Below are 18,639 nucleotides of genomic sequence, written 5' to 3'. Positions count from 1 at the left end.
CCTTTTTAGAAGCCCATGCTCAAGTGTTCAGCGATGGGCCCCAGCGCCAGCGTCGGCAGGAAAGTCAGGCCGCCCACCAGCAAAATAGTCACGGTCAACAGGGTCACGAACAGCGGACCATGGGTCGGGAAGCTGTTCTGGCCAATCGGTGCGGTCTTCTTCATCGCCAGGCTGCCGGCCAGGGCCAGTACCGGGAGGATGTAGCCGAAGCGGCCGATCAACATGCCCAGGCCCAGCATCAGGTTGTGGAACGGCGTGTTGGCACTGAAACCGCCGAACGCCGAGCCGTTGTTGGCGCTGGCCGAGGTGTAGGCGTACAGCAACTGGCTGAAACCGTGAGGGCCAGGGTTGCTGATCGCGCCGGCTGGGCCGGGCAGGCTCGCGGCGATGGCACCCAATACCAGCACGCCCACCGGCATCACCAGCAGGGTCACGACCAGCAGCTGCACTTCCTTGGCCTGGAGTTTCTTGCCCAGGTATTCCGGGGTGCGGCCGATCATCAGGCCGGCCAGGAACACCGCGATCAACACGTTGAGCAACATGCCGTACATACCGGCGCCGACGCCGCCGAAGATCACTTCGCCGACCATCATGTTGACCAGCGCCACCATCCCGCTGAGGGGGTTGAGGCTGTCTTGCATGCCGTTCACCGAACCGTTGGACGCCGCGGTGGTGGTCACCGACCACAACACCGTGCCGGTGGTGCCGAAGCGCGCTTCCTTGCCTTCCAGCGGCGCGGTCTGCTCGACGGCCGGGTTGTTCAAGGTCGGGTTGGGCTGGTATTCGGACCACAGGGAAGTGGCGCCGCCGATCAGGAACAGCGCCAGCATGCAGCCGAGGATCGCGCGGCTCTGGCGCAGGTCTTTCACGTAGTGACCGAAGGTGAATACCAACGCCACCGGGATCAGGATGATCGAGGCCACTTCGAACAGGTTGGCCCAGGCGGTCGGGTCTTCAAACGGGTGCGCCGAGTTGACGCCGAAGAAGCCGCCGCCGTTGGTGCCCAGTTGCTTGATCGCAATCTGGCTGGCTGCCGGACCCAGGGGGATCACTTGATCCACGCCTTGCAGGGTCACGGCATCCACATAGTGCGCGAAGGTTTGCGGTACGCCCTGCCATACCAGGAACAGCGCCAGCACCAGGCACAACGGCAGCAGGCCGTAGAGCGTGGCGCGGGTCATGTCGACCCAGAAGTTACCCAGGGTCCTGGCGGATTTGCGCCCGATCCCACGGCACAGCGCGACCAGGACGGCCAGGCCGGTGGCCGCACTGACGAAGTTCTGCACGGTCAGGCCAGCCATCTGGCTGAGGTAGCTCAGGGACGCCTCACCGCTGTAGGACTGCCAGTTGGTGTTAGTCATGAAACTGACCGCGGTATTAAAGGCCAGGGTCCATTCCTGGCCCGGCAATTTCTGCGGGTTCAGTGGGAGATAGTCCTGGAACAGCAGGATCGCGAACAACAGCAAAAAACCCGCGAGGTTGAACGCGAGCAAGGCCAGCATGTATTTCTGCCAGCTTTGTTCCTGATGTTCATCCACCCCCGACAGGCGATAACAGGCTTTTTCGACAGGCCCCAGCACCGGACTCAGCCACGTGCGCTGGCCTTCCATCACCTTGTAGTAGAACCGCCCCAGGAACGGCGCCGGCACCAGTACCACGGCAAAGAAGGCAATGATCAGCCAATAGTCATAACTGTGCATGGCCAGCTCCTAGTTCCGATCCGCGCGTAACAGCGCAACCAGCAGATAAATGAACAGCGCCACGGCCAATAGCAGTGACACCCCGTCCAGAACGCTCATGGAAGTCTCTCCGTTTAGCGGCGAGTGCCGCGTGTGGGGCAATTGTCCGCAGGAGTGGCGTAAAGGAACGAGAGCGACGGGGTGGGCGGGGCGTAAAGATGGCGTAAAGAGTGGGTTTATGCGGGGTTTACAGGGGGGTATTTGGTGTCTGGGCGGGCGCTATCGGGGGCAAGCCCCCTCCCACACTTGACCGCGTTGTCATGCCGAGTGCCAGTCACCCTGTGGCAGGGGGCTTGCTCCCGATAGCGCCGACACCGTCACCGCCGCACCTATCTGGTGCGACGCCGGCAAATTTCAAACGCCAAACCATCCCCCACACGACAGTTGCGCCGCTTTACGACAATCATTCTCGGGCTGGCATGGCCGCTGCAACACCTTGAATCATTCCAAACCGTTCAGGGAGCGCAGCACGATGAACACACAACTCAAACCCACCTTGGGCACCCTGCATTTATGGGGCATTGCCGTCGGGCTGGTGATTTCCGGGGAATACTTTGGCTGGAGCTACGGCTGGGGCGTGGCCGGGACCTTGGGCTTCCTGGTGACCTCGCTGATGGTCGCCGCGATGTACACCTGCTTTATCTTCAGTTTCACCGAGCTGACTACCGCCATTCCTCACGCAGGCGGGCCGTTTGCCTACAGTCGTCGCGCCTTTGGTGAGAAAGGCGGCTTGATCGCAGGCCTCGCCACCCTGATCGAATTTGTCTTCGCCCCGCCTGCCATCGCCCTGGCGATCGGCGCGTATCTGAATGTGCAGTTCCCGGCCCTGGACCCCAAGCATGCGGCCGTCGGTGCCTACATCGTGTTCATGGGGCTGAATATTCTCGGCGTGAAACTGGCCGCGACCTTCGAGCTGGTGGTGTGCGTGCTCGCCGTCGCCGAGCTGCTGGTGTTCATGGGCGTGGTCGCGCCCGCATTCAGCTTCAGCAACTTTGCCCTGAACGGCTGGGCCGGTTCCGATACCTTCGGCGCCCCGGCGATTGCCGGGATGTTTGCGGCGATTCCGTTTGCCATCTGGTTCTTCCTGGCCATCGAAGGCGCAGCCATGGCGGCTGAGGAAGCAAAAGATCCGAAGCGCACCATTCCAAAGGCCTACATCAGCGGCATCCTGACCCTGGTGATCCTGGCCATGGGCGTGATGTTCTTCGCCGGCGGCGTGGGCGACTGGCGCACCCTGTCGAACATCAACGATCCACTGCCGCAGGCGATGAAAACCGTGGTGGGCGACAACTCCGGCTGGCTGCACATGCTGGTCTGGATCGGCCTGTTCGGCCTGGTGGCGAGCTTCCACGGCATTATCCTGGGCTACTCGCGCCAGTTCTTCGCCCTGGCCCGCGCCGGTTACCTGCCCTCCTTCCTCGCCAAATTATCGCGTTTTCAGACACCACACCGGGCAATCATCGCCGGTGGCGTGGTCGGCATCGCCGCCATCTACAGCGATGGCCTGATCAACCTGGGCGGCATGACATTGACCGCGGCGATGATCACCATGGCGGTGTTCGGTGCCATCGTGATGTACATCATGAGCATGCTCAGCCTGTTCAAACTGCGTAAGACCGAACCGCTGCTGGAACGTACCTTCCGCGCGCCGGGTTATCCGATCGTGCCCGGCATTGCGCTGGCGCTGGCCGTGGTCTGCCTGGTGGCCATGGCGTGGTTCAACACGCTGATCGGGCTGATCTTCCTCGGCTTTATGGCCGTGGGTTTCATCTACTTCCAAATGACCGCACAGGATCGTGCCGATGCACCGGCAGACGCAATGTTGACCGGGCTCTAAGGTTTCGAGGCAGAACGGGCCTACACTGAACTACTCAGAAAGCCCGTCACTCAAAGTAGTTATTGCCGTGGGAAAATTCTCCGACGGTAATCTGCCTCAAGGAGAGCCTTATGCCGTGGTATGCGTGGTTGATTATGGTAGTTGCGATCGGGTCGATCGTCGGAGGGCTGATGATGCTGCGTGACAGCGCCAACAAGGTGGAACTCACCGACGAACAACGCAAACGCGTGGCCGAGCGCAACGCCCAGGCGGACGCCAAGGACGCGCAGGATCGCTAGGACCGTTTACTCCCAATCCGCCTTGGCAATCTGCAACCCGTGCTGCCCTTTATAGGCAGCACGCTCCGGCTGGCTCCAGCCGTCCAGCAACTCGTCCTCCAACCGATAAATCTCAACCCCCAACGGACGGCACACCGTCAGCGGATCCTGCGCATCCGGCCCCCACATCGGCAGCGACAAGTCCCCGCCCGGGCACGTCGACAGCGCGCAGAGCAAATCAATCTCGGCAAAGAACTCCAGGTAATCACCCTTCTGCGCCGGGCAGGCTTTCATGAAATACATGTCGTCGTGATTGAGGCCCGTGCACTGGAAAATATTCAGTACGTCATGCACGTCGAATTCCGTCAGACCATGGGGTAATACCGCGCGGGTCAGGTTGGAGTGGCAATGGTGATGGAAGTCCTCGCCGGTGAGCATGCGGTTCACATAGGGATCGCAGCGCGTACCGAGCAAGTCATGCAGACGCCCGCCGTGCTCATCGATGCCGTAACTGGCCAGGCTGTCATCGGTGATGGTCACCAGTGGCCTTAGAAATGGCAGATTCGACCATAGCCGGTCATGAGTGCTCACATGCGCCCCCTGCAACTGACGGGTACGTGCCGCCCAAAGACGTTCTCGGGGGTCATTGGCGTTCCACACATTGAAGTCCCCCACCTGCGGGCCCACGGGCGTGGTGACACGAAACACATGCCCGGCGGGCACCTTCCACGCCCTGCCCGTGCGAATCGGTACCTCGAACTGCTCGATCAAGCTGCGCTGATCTTTTCGGTCACGAATGCGCTCGTAAAATGCCGCGTCGACCTGCAACGCCGAACCCTTGCTGACCTGATAAGCGGCCGGATAGTCTTTGTACATGGTGCAGATCCTCGATCAGGAGTGGGTAAACAGGGCCAAGGACAGGCGTTCCGAATCATCCAGGTACAGGCTCATTGCCTCCCCTGCAGCCAATTTGTCGTGCTTGACCAGCCATTGATAAATCTCACGATCACGCTCCAGCCAGGGCGACTGGAAACGTTGCTCATCAGGCGCGGCGCAAAACACCAGGCGCAACTGGGCGATGACCTGGGCAAAAAACTCATCGAACAACGGGCTGCCCATCAACCCGACGATGTGCTGATGGAACAGCAAACTGTGGGTGGCCACTGCACGCCAATCCTCGCGCTCACGGGCCAGGGTGGTGGCGTCAATGGCGTTTTGCAGGCGCTCGGATTGCTCGTGCGTCAAGGTGCTGCTTCCGGCGATGGCCTGCAACTCCAGGGTGCGGCGGACGACAAACAGGTCGCGGACTTCCTCCCGCTCCAACCGCCGCACCATAACGCCCTTGTTGCGCACATAACGGGTCAACCCCTCCTGCCCCAGACGGTGCAAGGCTTCGCGAATCGTATTGCGCGACGCACTGTAGGCCTTGACCAGATCCACCTCGACCAATGCCATGCCTGGCAATAACCGCCCCGCAATGATGTCGGCACGCAGCTCCAGGGCAATCTGGTCGGCTAAAGACAAACTGAGCGTCATGACCACCTCACGATTGTTGAACAATCTTCCGTCTAGATGTAATCACATTTCATGCCAACGCCCTGCATGCCGACGAGTGTGTAAAAAAGGTCAAGTTGGTTAAAATGCCCGCCTGTAACCGAGGCTGCCCCATGCGTTATTCACAAAACCACAAAGCCCAAACCCACCAACGCATCATCAAGGAACCCTCTGCGCGCTTTCGCCGCGACGGCATCGACGCCACCGGCCTGCAGCCACTGATGAAAGCCTTGAACCTGACCCATGGCGGCTTTTACGCGCATTTCAAATCCAAGGGCGAACTGGTGGAGATAGCCCTGCAGGCGGCCGCTGCAGACCTGGACGCCCATTGCGACATGCTGTTCAGCCAGGAGCAGCCGCTGGGCGCGTTTATCGACAGTTACCTGTCGGAATGGCACCTGACCTCCCCGGATCAGGGCTGCCCGTTGCCAACGATGTCTTCAGAGCTGGGACTGAGAGGTCAACCCAGCGCGACAACGGATAAGGTGCTCGACGCAAGGCTCAAGCAAATAGAAACAGCATTGGGAGAGGAGCGGTGTGATGCAGAGAGCCTGGTGATGATGTCGACACTGGTGGGTGCATTGGTACTGGCCAGGAGTGTTGAAGACCCTCAATTGGCAACAAGGATCATGGCCGTGGTGCGCGAACGCCTGAAAACGCAGAACCCGGAGACTAAAAAGGCCGATCAATGACCGGCCTCCTGGATAGATCAGTTGATGACCAACCTATCGCGATTTTTCTCCAACAACGCCTTGCCGATCCCCTTCACTTCCAACAACTCATCCACCGCCGTGAACGGACCATTGCTATCGCGATAGGCGATGATCGCCTTGGCTTTAGCGGCACCGATACCGAAGAGGTCACGGCGCAGGGTTTCGGCGTCGGCGGCGTTCAGGTTGACCTTGGTAGATTGCTCGCCCTGGGTCATCTGGGCGGTGATCGGGGTTGGGGCTTCGGGTTTGATGGACGGGGCTGCGTTGGTGGCGACGGAGAGGGTGGTGAGGAAGGCGAAGATTAGGGAGGTGAGGTAGGTGTTTTGCATTGGTGACGCTCCATGACATTGGTAAGAGAAAAGCAGCTTTTCCGAAGCTGCTTTTCAAACTTAGGCGATGTTGAGAGGACGTCAAAAATGGGTGAGTAACAGGGTGTTAACTCATGGATCCAAACGACGTTGCTGGTAGATCCAGTCAACAATTTCACCGTCCGGAGAGTAGCCGCTGACGGTATCGCGCAGGAGCTGACGGACACGGCTGTAATCGTCTTGATCCACGGCAGCGAGCAGCTCTTTCAGCTTAGCCTTGAGAGGGTCCCAAGCGAGGTGATCTTCATTGGCACTCATGATCATAGGGTGTTGGGTTCCTACGACGTTGTCACCAATCAGTAACTCCTCGTAAAGCTTTTCACCGGGGCGCAGGCCAGAGAACTCTATTGCGATGTCACCCTGCGGGTTACTGTCCGAACGAAGGCTCAAACCCGAGAGATGAATCATCTTTTCCGCAAGCTCGACAATCCTCACAGGCTCGCCCATGTCCAGCACAAAAACATCCCCCCCAAGGCCCATCGAGCCAGCCTGGATCACCAACTGAGCCGCTTCCGGGATCGTCATGAAATAGCGAGTAATCTTAGGGTGTGTGACCGTCAGCGGACCGCCAGATTTGATCTGTTTGTGAAAAAGAGGAATTACTGACCCAGAGGATCCCAGCACATTACCGAAGCGGACCATGGTGAAGCGTGTTTTGTTAACATGCGAAACGTTGGACCTGTCGCCGAACAGGACCGGTGCCACCTCACGACTGAGTGCCTGCAGAGTCAACTCTGCCAGGCGCTTGGTACTCCCCATAACATTGGTAGGTCGCACCGCCTTGTCGGTGGAAATCAGAACGAAGTTTGCTACACCGGATTGAAGCGCTGCCTGGGCAGTATTCAACGTGCCTAAGACATTGTTCAGGACACCTTCGGCGATGTTGTGTTCGACCATGGGCACATGTTTGTAAGCCGCAGCGTGATAGACCGTATTAACCTTCCAAGTCTTCATCACATCCAACAGCTTTGCTGGGTCACGTACCGACCCCAGGATTGGCAACAGCTTTATTGGTAAGGACTCACGAGTAACACGCTGCTCCAGTTCCGAAAGAATACTGTAAAGGTTGAACTCACTGTGATCGAACAAAATCAGCGAGGTTGGACGCAGCAATAATATCTGCCGGCACAACTCGGAGCCGATGGAGCCGCCCGCCCCCGTGACAAGAACGCTTTGGCCCTTGATGCAGTGCTCCAGCAACTCATCCTGAGCTGGAACCGCGTCACGTCCAAGCAAGTCTGCAATATCGACCTCTTGAATATCGTCCACCTTGACGCGCCCGCTGGCCAAATCCGTGAACCCAGGAACGCTACGCACATGAAGCGGAAAGCTTTCCAGGAAGCTGAGGATTTCGCGCCGACGTCCACGATTGGAAGAGGGGATTGCCAGAAGTATCTCTTGGGCACCCGTGGCCTCAATCATCCGTTGGATATTTCTGGGCTTATAGACCTGCAGTCCTGAAATGACACGGTCGGTAATACTCGAATCGTCATCGATAAACGCAACCGGGCGCATGACACGGCCCATGCGCAGCGCGGCGACCAATTGATTACCTGCGGAGCCTGCTCCATAGACGGCAACACGCAGCAAACCATCTTCCCGGTTGGTAAATGGCATGTGCTGAGACGCTGAAAACCAGTCTCCCATAAAAAATTGACGCATGGCCAACCGCAAGCCGCCGACCATGATTATGCTGAGCCACCAGTAGTTAAAGATAATTGAACGCGGCACTACATGCTGATGATTGCTGTACCAATACACCAGGACGCCCAAAACCAGGGACGAGAGGCTGGCTGCCTTGATAATGGCTATCAATGCGTCGTTACCAAAGTAACGCATTACTGCCCGGTACATACCGAAGCGGATGAACAAAGGAATGGCAACCACAGGCGCGGCCAAGAACAACCAGAAGTGATAGATCAACGGATTGATCATGTCTTCCGTTCCCAATCTCACGATGAAAGCCAGCCAAAGCGCAGCCCAAAGAACTACGACGTCAGCAGATACCTGCATAAGTCGTTTCTTTCGTCTAGGCAACCCCAGCAGCACTGCCCGAAACTTATCCATCACCCCTTCGTCCACTCAAACCGCTCCTGATGTCATCATGCCAACTATCATTCTAAGTCCCTAAGCCGATCCTGGCTCAAAAATCTTCCTGGGTAGCCTTGACTTCCCTTTCAGGCTTCCCCGCCCCCTGCTTGATGACCAGCAGCACGAGTGGTGCATACGCCAGCGCAACGCAAGAAAAACCATCCAACTGAAACAGTACGATTGACAACGCAATGGGTAGCAACCAAAACACGTTGATGGCTACCACTGCCAGCGTCACCGGAAGATGTCTACCAAAGTGCCTGGATGCATACTGATAAGCGTGGGTTCTATGCGCCACATAGAACTTCTCGCCCAGCGAGACTCGCCGAATCAGGGTGAAGGTCGCATCGACTATAAATACACCCAACAGTACCAACCATGCCCATAGCAGATTAGAGGACGCCCAACCTGCCTGAATGGAGAGAACTCCCAGAATAATGCCGAGAAAACCACTGCCTGCATCTCCCATGAAAATCCGGGCCGGCGGGAAATTCCAAAACAAAAACCCTGATACGGCCATGGACAACACTAGCGGCAACCAAATCAGTTGCTCAAACCCCATGACCCAATACAGCAGGATTGCGCCAAGACAGGCGCAAATCGCTTCGACGCTCGCAATTCCATCAATACCGTCCATGAAATTGTATAAGTTGAGCATCCATACCAAATATACGGCTCCCACTACATAACCTAACCACTCACCGGCAACGAGCATGCCAAAGATATGAAGCGGCGGTAGGCCACCGAGCCAGAACAATGCCCAGACAGCAGCGGCAAAATGCCCCGTCAGGCGGCAGCGCACGGAAACCGGATTGTGGTCATCAAAAAAACCAACAATGGCCACAAGGATACCGGCGCCCCCTATGCCCAGGAGCTCCGCAGTCGATATCACCTGCCCATAGGCCAAACCAGGCAACGCCAAGAGGAAGGCAAGCACAATGGCAACGCCGCCCCCCCTGGGAGTTGGAATGATGTGTGAGCTTCTGGCACCAGGCATATCAATGAGCGATCGCGAGACAGCATAGCGGCGCATTATCCCCGTAAATATGAATGAGGCCACTGCAACGATGAGGGTAAGACACCAGAACATTATCTGTTTCCGTATAAACTTAGAGAAAGTGCTACGATCACTAATTAAGCCAACTCACCAACAGTTGAGAGACACTTTAATATCACCGTTAGTTCACCCTACTACCCTGCATAAGGTGTTGCGCGGTGAAATAAAAAACCACCAGAGAGATATCTGTCCGCTAAAAATTCCAGAAGCTCGCCTTTCATCGGGCGTTTCGAGAAAAATTCGTATTGAACGCAATAGATTTCACGGCATTGACCCAATAGCGGCCATATGCTTTCACTTGCGTTACTCTCAGATTCAGATGAGACGCAGGGGGATTTGCCTCATCCAATGGTTGACCCGCTTTGTTTGGGCTCAGCAGGCGACGTAGCCACAAGAACACACCGATGCTGAGCAGATCGCTCAAGAAACGACCTGGCCAGCGATGTCCTGTACGTTCTTTTACAGATCAAACGTCTTGTGCCTCACTCATGACTTCGGCCAATACCTGGCAGGTCTTGTCGATCTCATGGGGTGTAAGCGTCGGATGCACCATGAACATCAAACTCGTATCTCCCAACTGCCTTGCAATCGGCAGACGCTCCAAAGGGCGCCATGGCGTACCGTCGAAAGCCTTTTCCAGATAGACCTCCGAACAGGAGCCCGAGAAACAAGGAACGCCACGAGCAACAATTTCGTTAAGAATACGGTCACGCGACCAATCGGGCTTGAGCAATTGAGGCTCGACAAATACGTAGCATTTATAGGCTGCATGCACGTACCCCTGCGTGATACCTGGAACTCTCAACCCCCTCAACTGCTCAGCCGTAGACCAGATTCTATGGGCGTTGCTCAAGCGAGCTTCATGCCAGCCCGGCATCCGCCGCAATTGAATACGGCCCAGTACGCCTTGGGCTTCCAACATGCGCCAGTTTGTCCCGAAACTATCGTGCACCCAACGAAAACCAGGGGCGTGCTGGCGCTCATAGACAGCCTCCCAGCTTTTGCCATGATCTTTATAGGCCCACATATCCAACCACAAATTGCGGTCATTGGTCGTTATCATTCCACCCTCGCCCCCGGTGGTCATGATCTTGTCCTGACAAAAGGACCATGCGCCGATATGACCTATGGAACCGACCGATCGGCCCTTGTACTGCGCACCATGGGCCTGAGCACAATCTTCAATTACCTTGAGATCATACTCCTGCGCCAAAGCCATGATTGGATCCATATCACAGGCCAATCCTGCAAGGTGGACACAGACAATCGCTCGCGTGCGCGGCGTCAATACTGCGGCGATCGTCTGAGCTGTAATGTTCTGCGAGTCGGGGTCAACGTCTGCAAACACGGGGACAGCGCCAGCATTGATGATGCTGGACACCGAGGCAAGGAACGTCCTAGGGGTCACGATGACCTCATCCCCCGCGCCGATCCTCAAGGCCTTGAACGCCAAATCCAGAGCAACGGTTCCGTTCGCTAGCGCGACAGCGTGTTGGGTGCCGCTCCACGCTGCAAACTCTTTCTCGAATTCACGACACTCTTGCCCGGTCCAATAATTGACTTTGTTGGACAAAATGACGTCGCGTACCGCGGTAGCCTCTTCTTCGGAAAAAGAAGGCCAGGGAGAAAAAGGGGAGTTCAACACAGTCCAGACCCTACCAATTTAAAAATCTTATAAAAAATAAATGCTTGCAGCGATATCTCTGCTTGCCGACAGCTCACCCGCGACCCTGCTACAGATATAGCTAATCCACTGCTCCTGCCACGAGATTGGATTCAGCGATGAAGTCAATCGCTTCAGTGACCACGCCCGATGATAACGCTCGCCTCAACTGTTATTCCCGGTAAATTTGGACATCGTGACCTCCCCATCCGCGCTGATACCCTCTTTGACGACCACTTTCTTGATTGTCATGAAAATAATCTTGAGGTCCAGGCGAAAGGAACGGTTATCGACATACCAGACGTCCAGCTTGAATTTCTCATCCCAACTGAGTGCATTTCGACCATTCACCTGCGCCCAACCTGTCACTCCGGGGCGAGTATGATGGCGACGATTTTGTTCTGCGCTATAAAGTGGGAGATACTCCATCAATAGCGGCCGCGGCCCTACCAGACTCATATCGCCCTTAAGCACATTCCATAACTCCGGAAGCTCATCCAGACTGCTCGCCCGAAGGAAGCTACCGAACGCTGTCATTCGCTCCGCATCAGCCAAAGGATTCCCCTCACCATCGAGCGCGTCACGCATCGTTCGAAATTTGATCATCTCAAAAGGCCTGCCGGCCAGTCCTGGGCGGATTTGTCTAAACAGGACCGGAGAGCCAAGCTTTTTCCGAATGTTCCAAGCTACTACGGCAATGACCGGAGCGAGGAGAACGAGGGCGCACAAAGAAGCGATGATATCGAAGAGCCGTTTAAACATTTGCTGACCTGAATGTTGACTATAAAACGTGTGAACTCATTGCTGCCATGGACCTACGCTCGAGGCGCCTGCCGGGATGAAGGCCTGCGCGCTAATGAACTACTGACGACTGTAGACGGCGACACCGCAAGCCAAGGACACAGCGCCCCGCCTCGGAAGACAACATCATCCCACAGAAAAAGTCCAGCTCATGGCGCCCGCAATGGAAAAATAAGATCTAGTCAAAAAAATTTCATTTTTACCAACGGTCTCAAGCAGGGCGCTTGCCAAGTACGGACGTAGTTATACCACCCCCCGGCATCGCTCAGGCAGAAGATCTGAAATTGACCTTATAAAAGATACGAAACCTTGACGATCATAATTTTTCCAACCAAGCAATGAATGGAGTCCCTTAACATACTTAGTATGTCCGTAAATATGCAACCAACTCGTTTTACTTGCCAGAAACGCTCTATCCAGTATCATTCTCGACTCTGCGGATCAGTCCGTTTTAACAGCACGTCCATCCAATTGCGCCGCGGCCTGGGCCTGCATTGGAGGGGGCAGGTAACTGAGAAAACGATTTTTCGGCTCACCACAGACCAAAACACGCTTCTCGATCCAGACCATTGCCCTATGGAGACGGGACGTTGAGAAAATTCCGTATACGGTACAGGGAGTTCGAATTGAATAGCTTGCTAAAGAAATCCCTCGCACTGTACTCAGCCAATGGCCTAAACTTTTTACTTAATATCCTGATCATTCCGATCCTTGTTCATTTTATTGGCTTTCAAGGCTACGGTTTTTATTCGGTTTACATCATTCTCTCCAGCACACTGCTGTTTCTAGATTCGGCACTCTCTAAATCCGCTGTTGCCGCTATCTATTCTGGCGGGCAAGATCAACGTGCCCAGTTCGTCAACGCTTGCAGAGTCGGCTATATTGCGACAGGTGTCCTACTATTGCTGGCAACCCCTCTGATAGCCGAAGGCACCTCCATCCTGTTTCCGCTGCAGACCGGCCACCTTAATTTGGCGTACTGGATTGGTGTCGCGGCAGTCGCTGAATACGTACTTGCCCTGCCTGGCCAGTACTTCCAAATGCTGAATGTGTTGCAGGCCCGGCATTTTGCTTACGCACAATACCAACTGTGCATCCAACTGAGTCGTTTTGTCACAGTTGCAGCTGTCGCTGCAACCACCCAACAGATCGAGTGGGTGCTTGCAGCCGTTGTATTGAGGAAAATTCCTGACTACTTGATCCTGTGGCTGTTCTGGCGCAATCAAATGTCGGAGCGGCGCACGCCAGTCAAATGGCCACTTGTGGCTATGCTTTATCGTCACGCGGCACCCATTATCGGAGTAGCACTTCTGCAGGTGCTCGCGACCGAATTCATTTCTATCTATATCAGCCATGCCTATGGAGCCGAGACGCTGGGCAAGTACAGGTCCGTTTACGATGTGCTGAACAAGATCTGGTTCGTTGCCACACTCTATCCCGTATTGGTATACCCGAAAATTTGCCAATGGCTGGCCGATAAAGAACAAAAAGCATGGCTCAGCAAAAATATTTCCAGTCTGAACCTGGCAAGCGCACTGATTTACGGCGCCCTCACAACCGCAGGACTTGCACTTTACCCACTGCTGAGCCAGTGGTTACCGGCCTTGAATGCGGCTGCACCGTTTGCTGCCGGGCTGCTTGCCGGAATTTGTATGTCCGGGCATGTCCGGCTCGGTTATGAGTTTCTGCAAGCACAGAAGGATGCAGGCACGGCATTAGTCATTAACCTGGCCTCACTGGGCGCTGGGGCCGCTACATTGCTCGCGTTTGAAACAAATAACGCAAGAGAAATAGGGTGGGCATGGTTCATATCTCAACTGCTAGCCGTATTTTTTGTCGACATTCGCAACGGGATACTATTGTCTTCCCCACTTCGAAAGTCACTTATCGGATTATTACCATGGCTAGGAGTAGTCACAGCAGTTTTAATCACCACCTCCACCGATAGACTGGCAGGCGTAGCCACCTCACTGCTCCTGCTGGCTATTTTCATGAGCAGCCTCGCTTTGTTGGCAAGGCGTTTGCGTGACCCGAGGTAGGAAATGCTCAAGTTGAATATCATATCCGTCGGCGCAGCACTTATAGTCTTTGCCTCTGTGGCTACGGCGCTGCGTTTCGCAAACCTACCCTTTGGCGTTGGCGAGGTTGCCGTCGCGCTATTATTTTTGTGGTCGCTGCGCTACAAACAGGCACTGCAGTATCTCAAGCACCCAATCATGCTCTTCTGGATTGGTTTCATCCTGATCGCTGGGTTAGCGGCATGGGTCAGCCCCCTTAAGGGCGGAAGCTCTATCCATACTGCCATAGCGTATGTTTATGCGGCTTGCTGCTCACTCGTTGCGCTGGCATGTATCGGACAAGCTTCGCAGTCGGACCTTAACCGGTTCATTAAGGCCCTGATCATAGTACCGATCGCACTACTCGCTTTTCCGTTCTTTTGTTTTGTAACCCAAGCTAGCGGCCTCGCAGAAACCCTAGGGATCGTCTCCTACTCCGTGCCACGTCTTTCCGGATGGTCCATAAACCCCAATCAGCTCGCCATGTTTCTGCTGCCGCTTCCGATCTGGCTCATGGCGATCAACCGTGAGAGTGACTGGAGAGGCGCACGCCTGCTTGGCAACTTCCTGCTTCTGTGGGTCATTTTTCTCTTTGGAATAAGCGTACGCAGTGACGCACTGTTAATCTCCTGGTGCGTGGGTTTGCTTAGCCTCACACTCATCGCTTACTTCTGGCAGAAACCCTTCAAGTGGAAGATGTTTGCAGCGCTGGTTGCGGCTTTTTTCCTGGCATTCGGTACCTTCAAATTCATGGCCGACGGACCCGGCAGGGAGTACTTGTCCGGCACCGCGAAGTCGGACTCCGTATTGGGTGTCGGCTTTGATAAAAACAAGGGCGGTGTACGCAAGACATTGCGCGACAATGCCACTGTAGCCTGGCTCGAATCCCCGATTATAGGGAACGGCCCAGGCGCCTATTCCTATCTGGATGACCCGGAAGTCAAGCAAGAAGCACATAACCTGGCTCTCGATATACTGACCCAGGCCGGACTGGTGGGCGCACTGCTGTTCGGCGCGCTATACCTGTGGCTGATCATCAGGGCTTATCAAGCCAGGGACCCTTACTCGCTCGTCATACTGATTGTTTTAATGATTTTTTCGGGAGCCCACTTCATGCTCCGACAACCGACATTCAGCCTCTACATGATCATTTGCGCGATGGCCGTCAGGAACGGCTGCTTCACGACGCTGCGCGAGAAAAATCAACCCATTTGATTACAACGAGATTGCTCCATGTGCGGTATCGCCGGGTTCTGGCACCCTAATAGCCAAGGCAGGTATGACGGCTCATCAGCCCTGACCCGCATGACCAACGCTATTCTTCACCGTGGCCCCGATGACGCGGGGGCTTGGGACAATAACGCGGGTTTGTTCCTGGGACATCGCCGCCTTGCGATTGTCGACCTCACATCGGCCGGGCATCAGCCAATGGAGTCGGCACAAGGGCGCTACATTATTATTTTCAACGGTGAGATCTACAACTTCGAGGCACTGCGTCGGGAAATTGATGCCGCACGCTCGACTCCTGTGCCTTGGCGTGGCCACTCAGACACCGAGGTCATATTGGCGGCATTCGAGCAGTGGGGCATTCAGGCTTCCCTGCGCAAACTGGTTGGCATGTTCGCGATAGTGGTATGGGATCAGACCCAAGAAACCCTCACACTGGCGCGCGATCGAATCGGTGAAAAACCTCTCTATTACGGGCTGAGCCAAGGCGCGCTGCTCTTCGGCTCAGAGTTGCAGGCGCTTGAAGCGCATCCAAATTTTGGCGCAGTTGTTTCACGCAACAGCCTTGCGCTACTCCTTAAATATGCATATGTGCCTGCACCACACTCCATTTACGAAGGCATTTTCAAACTGCCCGCCGGGACTTATCTGGAGCTCAAGTCAATCGACCTTGAAAATGGCAGCGCCGGCACACCACAAGCCTATTGGGAACTCCCGAGCGCACAAACCGAAGGCCATTTCTCTCTTTCCGATACAGAAGCAGTTGACCAACTTCAAGAATTGATGAGTGCAACAATACGTGACCAGATGGTTGCCGATGTCCCACTGGGGGCGTTCTTGTCTGGCGGCATCGACTCGACCCTGATTGTCAGCCTGATGCAGTCGCTGTCCTCCCAGCAGGTCAAGACCTACACGATCGGTTTTGACAACCCAGGCTACAACGAGGCTGAGCACGCGAAAGCAGTCGCTCGCCACTTGGGCACCGACCACACTGAACTCTACGTGTCCGGAGCGGATGCACTGGCAGTTATATCAAAGCTGCCGGAGATCTACAGCGAACCTTTTGCCGATTCGTCACAGATTCCGACTTACCTGGTTTCTCAATTAGCACGCAACCATGTCACGGTCAGCCTGTCCGGCGATGCGGGCGACGAATTGTTCGGGGGGTACAATCGTTACCAATATTTACCTGGCGTATGGAACAAACTGGGTCGCGTACCGGGCCCCGCACGCAGGCTGGCAGCCCGAATGATAGAGTCCACTTCTCCGGACCGCTGGAACTCCATTGCCACCACATTAAGCCCATTCACTCCGGCCCGCCTACGTGTAAGGCTACCCGGAGATAAACTTCACAAGCTTGCCAGCGTCATGCGGCATGACTCGCCCAGCCAAATGTATGACCGAGTCGTATCGCAATGGCAAAATGCATCTGAAGCAGTGATAGGTGCCTCCCAGCTTCCCAGCCCGGCGCCTGTGGGAGACAGCGATTTTGCATCCTGGATGATGCGCCAAGACACGATGACTTATCTGCCAGATGACATTCTTGCCAAGGTAGACCGGGCCGCGATGGCGGTAAGCCTAGAAACCCGCGTGCCTTTTCTGGATCACCGGATCGTCGAATTTGCTTCGGCGTTGCCAATGTCACTGAAAATCCGTAATGGCAGCACCAAATGGATATTGCGCCAGTTACTTTATCGCTATGTGCCGCGAGAAATGATTGAACGCCCGAAAATGGGCTTTGGTATTCCACTGCACGAATGGCTGCGAGGCCCGTTGCGTGAATGGGCTGACGCTTTGCTGGATCCGCAAAGACTGGCCAGTGAAGGCTATTTTGTACCTGGAATGATCCAAGCCGTGTGGAAAAAACACTTACAAGGCCAAGGAAACTACCAGCACCAGCTATGGCCGGTGCTCATGTTCCAGGCGTGGCTCGATCAAAAACGAGCTATCTGAAAACAGATTTCATTTATTAAAGGAAAACCCATGTATCCGAGAAAGGTATCAGTGGTCGGACTGGGCTATGTAGGCCTACCTGTGGCCGTAGCGTTCGGCAAACACGGCCCGGTAATCGGTTTCGATATCAACGAAAGTCGGCTGGAAGAGCTTCGCGCCGGAAATGATCGTACCAATGAAGTGAGCCACGACGAATTAGGTGAAGCGCAAATCGAATTCACCAGCAAGCCAGGTGTTCTCGCCAAAGCGGATTTCCATATCGTTGCCGTACCCACACCGATAGACGACGCTCACCAGCCGGACTTGACGCCGGTAGTGAAAGCGTCGGAAAGCGTAGGCAAAGCACTCAAGCAGGGCGACATCGTCGTCTATGAGTCTACCGTCTACCCAGGTGTGACCGAAGATATCTGCGTGCCAATTCTTGAGCGCATATCAGGCTTGAAGTGCGGCACCGACTTCACAGTGGGCTACAGCCCAGAACGAATCAATCCGGGCGATAAAGAACACACATTCACCAAGATTAAAAAAGTGGTATCCGGGCAAGACGCTGCCACCCTTGAAATTGTCGCCGACGTATACGGCTCCGTAGTAACCGCCGGCGTTTACAAAGCAGCCTCCATCAAAGTGGCCGAAGCCGCCAAAGTGATCGAAAACACTCAGCGCGACCTTAATATCGCACTCATGAACGAGCTGGCATTGATTTTCGACCGCATGGGTATCGATACCCTCGATGTCTTGGAGGCCGCCGGAACCAAGTGGAACTTCCTGAAGTTCAAACCTGGCCTGGTCGGCGGTCACTGCATCGGCGTCGATCCTTACTACCTGACGCACAAGGCTGAAAAACTTGGCTACATTCCCCAAGTGATTCTGGCAGGTCGTCGCATCAACGATAGTATGGGCGCCTTTATTGCACAACAGGCCATCAAGCAGATGATCCATGCTGGTCATCCAATTGCGGGCGCCGTTGTTACAATACTTGGCCTGACCTTTAAAGAAAACTGCCCTGATCTACGTAACTCTCGGGTCATCGATATCATTCGTGAGCTGGAAGAATTCGGCATCAAGGTACAAGTCTTTGATCCTCAGGCCGACTCAGTAGAAGCACTGCATGAATATGGCGTCACGCTGCTTCCGCTCAACGACCTCAAGCCAGCCGCAGCCGTCGTAGTTGCTGTTGCGCATGACGCATATGCCAGGTGGTCGCCTGAAGACTACTTGAAGTTGATGCAAAATGCGCCCGTCGTCATAGACGTGAAAGGCGTTTGCGACGGCCCAGCCCTAGAACGTGCTGGTGCACGCTTCTGGCGTCTGTAATGGAGAAT

Annotated in this window: 16 protein-coding genes; 7 read left to right on the top strand and 9 right to left on the bottom strand. The window is 55.3% G+C overall.

The window, feature by feature from the left end; genetic code table 11:
* Positions 1-5: 5 nt before the first annotated feature.
* Together kdpA and kdpF are read right to left on the bottom strand one after the other, a co-directional pair.
* Complete coding sequence (gene kdpA / locus AC07OP_RS22380) at positions 6-1,700, bottom strand: potassium-transporting ATPase subunit KdpA (protein WP_065928096.1); 1,695 nt, start codon at positions 1,698-1,700, stop codon at positions 6-8.
* Positions 1,701-1,709: 9 nt separating this feature from the next.
* The gene (gene kdpF / locus AC07OP_RS22375; protein WP_003218754.1) at positions 1,710-1,799 is read right to left on the bottom strand and encodes a K(+)-transporting ATPase subunit F; all 90 of its coding nucleotides are present in this window, start codon (positions 1,797-1,799) and stop codon (positions 1,710-1,712) included.
* 412 nt (positions 1,800-2,211) lie between these two features.
* Between kdpF and eat the strand changes: the two genes are divergently transcribed.
* Both eat and AC07OP_RS22365 read left to right on the top strand, forming a co-directional pair.
* On the top strand, positions 2,212-3,576 hold the full coding sequence (eat, locus tag AC07OP_RS22370; RefSeq protein ID WP_027604147.1) for an ethanolamine permease: 1,365 nt from the start codon (positions 2,212-2,214) through the stop codon (positions 3,574-3,576).
* A 110-nt stretch (positions 3,577-3,686) separates the two neighbouring features.
* Positions 3,687-3,854, top strand: coding sequence for a DUF2897 family protein (locus tag AC07OP_RS22365; protein ID WP_003172675.1), 168 nt, complete (start codon positions 3,687-3,689; stop codon positions 3,852-3,854).
* Positions 3,855-3,860: 6 nt separating this feature from the next.
* Here AC07OP_RS22365 and AC07OP_RS22360 read toward each other — a convergent pair whose 3' ends face one another.
* Together AC07OP_RS22360 and AC07OP_RS22355 are read right to left on the bottom strand one after the other, a co-directional pair.
* Entirely contained in the window at positions 3,861-4,709 is an 849-nt protein-coding gene (locus tag AC07OP_RS22360) for an urea carboxylase-associated family protein (protein ID WP_027604148.1), read from the bottom strand.
* A 15-nt stretch (positions 4,710-4,724) separates the two neighbouring features.
* Positions 4,725-5,369 (bottom strand): GntR family transcriptional regulator, encoded by a 645-nt coding sequence (locus AC07OP_RS22355; RefSeq protein WP_495101260.1) that lies wholly within the window; start codon positions 5,367-5,369, stop codon positions 4,725-4,727.
* Positions 5,370-5,500: 131 nt separating this feature from the next.
* Here AC07OP_RS22355 and AC07OP_RS22350 point away from each other — a divergent pair, with 131 nt between their 5' ends.
* A complete protein-coding gene (locus AC07OP_RS22350) occupies positions 5,501-6,079 on the top strand; it encodes a TetR/AcrR family transcriptional regulator (RefSeq protein WP_495101259.1) in 579 nt (192 codons plus the stop codon).
* Between the two features lie 17 nt (positions 6,080-6,096).
* On the opposite strand, the gene AC07OP_RS22345 is transcribed toward AC07OP_RS22350, so the two are convergent.
* The 5 genes from AC07OP_RS22345 to AC07OP_RS22325 all read right to left on the bottom strand — a co-directional run bounded on the left by AC07OP_RS22345 (position 6,097) and on the right by AC07OP_RS22325 (position 12,041).
* Positions 6,097-6,429: a ComEA family DNA-binding protein gene (locus AC07OP_RS22345; protein ID WP_115486019.1), complete on the bottom strand. Its 333-nt coding sequence runs from the start codon at positions 6,427-6,429 to the stop codon at positions 6,097-6,099.
* Positions 6,430-6,540: 111 nt separating this feature from the next.
* Positions 6,541-8,535, bottom strand: coding sequence for a polysaccharide biosynthesis protein (locus tag AC07OP_RS22340; RefSeq protein WP_115486034.1), 1,995 nt, complete (start codon positions 8,533-8,535; stop codon positions 6,541-6,543).
* Positions 8,536-8,611: 76 nt separating this feature from the next.
* A complete protein-coding gene (locus tag AC07OP_RS22335; RefSeq protein ID WP_413770992.1) occupies positions 8,612-9,652 on the bottom strand; it encodes an MraY family glycosyltransferase in 1,041 nt (346 codons plus the stop codon).
* Between the two features lie 430 nt (positions 9,653-10,082).
* Positions 10,083-11,261, bottom strand: coding sequence for a DegT/DnrJ/EryC1/StrS family aminotransferase (locus tag AC07OP_RS22330; RefSeq protein WP_495101258.1), 1,179 nt, complete (start codon positions 11,259-11,261; stop codon positions 10,083-10,085).
* A gap of 183 nt (positions 11,262-11,444) precedes the next feature.
* Positions 11,445-12,041 carry a sugar transferase gene (locus AC07OP_RS22325; protein WP_115486016.1) on the bottom strand — a complete coding sequence of 199 codons (597 nt, stop codon included), beginning with the start codon at positions 12,039-12,041 and terminating at the stop codon, positions 11,445-11,447.
* A gap of 665 nt (positions 12,042-12,706) precedes the next feature.
* Between AC07OP_RS22325 and AC07OP_RS22320 the strand changes: the two genes are divergently transcribed.
* Genes AC07OP_RS22320 through AC07OP_RS22305 form a run of 4 tightly spaced genes read left to right on the top strand, consistent with a single transcriptional unit; the run spans position 12,707 to position 18,631 of the window.
* Positions 12,707-14,119, top strand: coding sequence for an oligosaccharide flippase family protein (locus tag AC07OP_RS22320; RefSeq protein WP_495101257.1), 1,413 nt, complete (start codon positions 12,707-12,709; stop codon positions 14,117-14,119).
* 3 nt (positions 14,120-14,122) lie between these two features.
* Complete coding sequence (locus AC07OP_RS22315; protein WP_495101256.1) at positions 14,123-15,352, top strand: O-antigen ligase family protein; 1,230 nt, start codon at positions 14,123-14,125, stop codon at positions 15,350-15,352.
* An 18-nt stretch (positions 15,353-15,370) separates the two neighbouring features.
* Positions 15,371-17,317 (top strand): asparagine synthase (glutamine-hydrolyzing), encoded by a 1,947-nt coding sequence (asnB, locus tag AC07OP_RS22310; RefSeq protein WP_495101255.1) that lies wholly within the window; start codon positions 15,371-15,373, stop codon positions 17,315-17,317.
* A gap of 30 nt (positions 17,318-17,347) precedes the next feature.
* Positions 17,348-18,631 (top strand): nucleotide sugar dehydrogenase, encoded by a 1,284-nt coding sequence (locus AC07OP_RS22305; RefSeq protein ID WP_495101254.1) that lies wholly within the window; start codon positions 17,348-17,350, stop codon positions 18,629-18,631.
* Positions 18,632-18,639 lie beyond the last annotated feature (8 nt).

It is taken from the genome of Pseudomonas sp. GW821-FHT09D08, assembly GCF_059416305.1.
The sequence above is the reverse complement of the archived record's forward strand: the minus strand, read 5'-3'. Positions and strand labels throughout refer to the sequence as shown.